The sequence below is a fragment of the Streptomyces sp. AMJ-169 genome (assembly GCF_055597585.1).
Genome location: NZ_JBVLTJ010000027.1, coordinates 1 through 3703, shown reverse-complemented (window position 1 = coordinate 3703; position 3703 = coordinate 1). Strand labels below are relative to the sequence as shown.

The 3703-nt window shown below is 69.3% G+C and carries 1 protein-coding gene; it reads left to right on the top strand.

Annotated features, from left to right (window positions below; translation table 11 throughout):
• Nucleotide 1: 1 nt before the first annotated feature.
• Nucleotides 2-3703, top strand: a 3702-nt coding sequence (locus ACYUD3_RS37470; protein WP_470980647.1) for a type I polyketide synthase, incomplete at its 3' end; no start/stop codon positions are given.

Genomic DNA, 3703 nt, shown 5'->3' with positions numbered 1-3703 from the left:
GGTGACGGTTTCGCAGGACAGGCTTATCGAAGCGCTGCGCGAGTCGGTGAAGGAGACCGAGCGACTCCGCCGCCGCAATGCCGAGCTGACCACACTGGAGCCGATCGCGGTGGTCGGGATGGCGTGCCGCTTCCCCGGCGGGGTGACCTCGCCCGAGGACCTCTGGCGGCTGGTCGGCGACGGGGTGGACGCGATCTCCGATTTTCCCGTCGACCGCGGCTGGCCACAGGACACCCTCAACGACCCGGACCCCGACCACCGCGGCACCGGTTACACCCGGCACGGCGGTTTCCTTCACGACGCGGCGGGGTTCGATGCGGAGTTTTTCGGAATCTCGCCGCGTGAGGCGTTGGCGATGGATCCGCAGCAGCGGTTGTTGCTGGAGACGTCGTGGGAGGCGCTGGAACGGGCGGGCATCGACCCGGAGTTGTTGAGGGGCAGCAAGACCGGGGTGTTCGTGGGCGGGGCAGTCTCGGGATACGACACCGTGGGGGATGCCTCCGGTGACGCCGACGGCTACCTGCTGACCGGTAGCGCGAGCAGCGTGTTGTCGGGCCGGATCGCTTACACGTTGGGGTTCGAAGGGCCCGCGGTGACGGTGGACACGGCGTGTTCGTCGTCGTTGGTCGCGCTGCATCTCGCGGCTCAGGCACTGCGGTCCGGTGAGTGCTCGATGGCGCTGGCCGGTGGTGTGGCGGTGATGGCCACACCGGGCATCTTCGGCGGGTTCGCCATGTACGGCGGGTTGGCGGGGGACGGCCGTTGCAAGGCGTTCTCCTCGGCGGCCGACGGCACTGGGTGGGCCGAGGGTGTGGGGCTGTTGGTGGTGGAGCGGTTGTCGGACGCTCAGCGCAACGGTCACCGGGTGCTTGCGGTGGTGCGGGGCTCGGCGATCAACCAGGACGGTGCTTCGAACGGGCTGACCGCGCCGAACGGTCCGTCCCAGCAGCGGGTGATCCGACAGGCCTTGGCCAGTGCCGGTGTGTCTGCGGCTGAGGTGGATGTGGTGGAGGCGCACGGTACGGGGACCCGGCTGGGTGACCCGATCGAGGCCCAGGCGCTGTTGGCCACGTACGGGCAGGATCGGCCGGTGGATCGCCCGCTGTGGCTCGGATCGGTCAAGTCCAACATCGGTCACACGCTGGCGGCTGCTGGTGTCGCGGGTGTGATCAAGATGGTGCTGGCGATGCAGCGGGGTGTGTTGCCCCGCACTCTGCATGTGGATGAGCCGAGCACGGAGGTGGACTGGTCGGCGGGTGCGGTGGAGTTGCTGACCGAGCAGCAACCGTGGCCGGTGGTCGATCGGCCGTGGCGTGCGGGGGTGTCTTCGTTCGGAGTCAGTGGCACCAACGCTCACGTGATTCTCGAGCAGGCCCCGGAAGCAGTGCCGGTGTCCGATGTGGATGTTGTTGCTCCGGTGGTGGTTTCGTCGGTGGTGCCGTGGGTGTTGTCGGGGAGGTCGGAGTCGGCGTTGCGGGATCAGGCGCGGCGGCTTGTGGCGTTTGTGGAGGCGGGTGCGGGGCTGGATCTGGTGGGTGTGGGTGCGGCGCTTGTGGGGACCAGGGCGAGTCTGGTGCACCGGGCGGTTGTCCTGGGTGCTGGCCGGGACGAGTTGATAGCCGGGCTGGGTGGGTTGGCGGCCGGGGAGCCGGGTGCTGGTGTGGTGTCCGGGGTGGCTGACCGGGGTGTGGCTGGTGGGCGTGGTGTGGTGTTTGTGTTCCCGGGGCAGGGTTCGCAGTGGGTGGGTATGGCGCAGGGGTTGCTGGCGTCCTCCTCTGTGTTCGCGGAGCGGATGGGGGAGTGTGCTGAGGCGTTGGCCCCGTTCGTGGAGTGGGACCTGTTGGAGGCATTGGGGGATCAGGCGGCGCTGGAGCGCGTCGATGTGGTGCAGCCGGTGTTGTGGGCGGTGATGGTGTCGCTCGCGGAGGTGTGGCGTTCGCTGGGGGTGACGCCGGCTGCTGTGGTGGGGCATTCGCAGGGGGAGATCGCGGCGGCGTGCGTGGCGGGCGGGCTGTCGCTGGCCGACGGCGCCAGGGTCAGTGCGGTGCGCAGCCGTCTGATCGCCGGGTCACTGTCCGGGCGGGGTGGGATGGTGTCGGTGGGGTTGCCTCAGGCTGAGGTGGAGTTGTTGGTCGCGCGGTGGGAGGGGCGGTTGTCGGTTGCGGCGGTGAACGGGCTGTCGTCGGTGGTGGTGTCCGGTGATGCGGAAGCGGTGGCGGAGCTGGTTGTGGCGGGGGAGGCGGAGGGTTTCCGGGCTCGTCGGGTCGAGGTGGATTACGCGTCGCATTCCTCGCAGGTCGAGGAGATCGAGACGGAGTTGGTCGCGTCCCTGGCCGGGATCACCCCGGTGGAGGGTGCGGTCGCGTTCTACTCCACCGTGACCGGTGAACTGACCGACACCCGTGAGCTGGACGCCGGCTACTGGTACCGCAACCTGCGGCGGACAGTGCTGCTGGCGGACACCACCCGGGCACTGGCCGAGGCCAGTCATGGGGTGTTCGTGGAGGTCAGTCCGCATCCGGTGCTGACTCCCAGTCTGGAGGAGACTCTGTTCGAGTCCCACCCCGCGGCGGTCGTGACCGGGACCTTGCGCCGGGACGGGAACGAACCTGAACAACTCCTGGCTGCTGTGGCCCGGTTGCATACCCGTGGTGTTCCGGTGGACTGGCCGGCGATCGTGGGCCGGGACGCGGCGGTTGATCTGCCGACGTATGCCTTCCAGCGTGAGCGGTACTGGCCGGAGTCGGTGTCCGGGTCTGCGGTGGCAGGGGTGGAGGACGAGCTGTGGTCGGTGGTGCGGGGTGCGGATGTGGGGGTGTTGTCGGCTGAGTTGGGGGTCGACGAGGGGGTTTTGGCTGAGGTGGTGCCGGCGTTGTCGGCGTGGCGTGAGCGTCGGCGGGCCCGGTCCGCAGTGGATGGGTGGCGGTTCGCGGAGAGTTGGAAGCTGCTGCCGGGGATGTCCGGGGCTGCTCTGCCGGGCACCTGGCTGGTGGTGGTGCCCGCTGGGTGGGGTGAGGATGCGTGGGTTGCTTCTGTGATCGGGGCGTTGGGTGCTGGGGTGGTGCGGCTGGAGGTAGCGGGGGACGTCGACCGTGCCGTGCTTGCCGCGCAGTTGGCGGATCTGCCTGAGCCTGCTGGGGTGGTGTCGTTGCTGGGTGTGGTCGAGGAGGCGTGTGAGGGGTTCGACGCGACACCTGTCGGTCTGGCCGGGACGGTGGGGTTGGTCCAGGCGTTGGGTGATGCGGGGATCGCTGCGCGGGTGTGGTGTGTGACGCGGGGTGGGGTGTCGGTTGGGTCTGCGGATCCGGTGGGCAGTCCGGTGCAGACGGCGTTGTGGGGTTTTGGTCGTGCTGCGGCGTTGGATCTGCCGGGCCGGTGGGGTGGGCTGGTGGATCTGCCTGCGGTGTTCGACGGACAGACTGGTGGGTTGTTGGTGCGGGTGCTGATGGGTGGTGAGGATCAGGTCGCTGTGCGGGAGTCGGGTGTGTACGGGCGTCGCCTGGTCCGGGCCGGGGCCGGTGCGGGGGGTGCTGAAGTTCGGTTGCGGGGTTCGGTGTTGATCACGGGTGGGACGGGTGGTCTGGGTGGGCATGTGGCGCGGTGGGCGGTGGCCCGTGGTGCGGAGCATGTGGTGCTGGTCAGCCGCCGGGGGCTGGAGGCTCCCGATGCGCTCGACCTGCGTGAGGAACTCACGGGGTTGGGT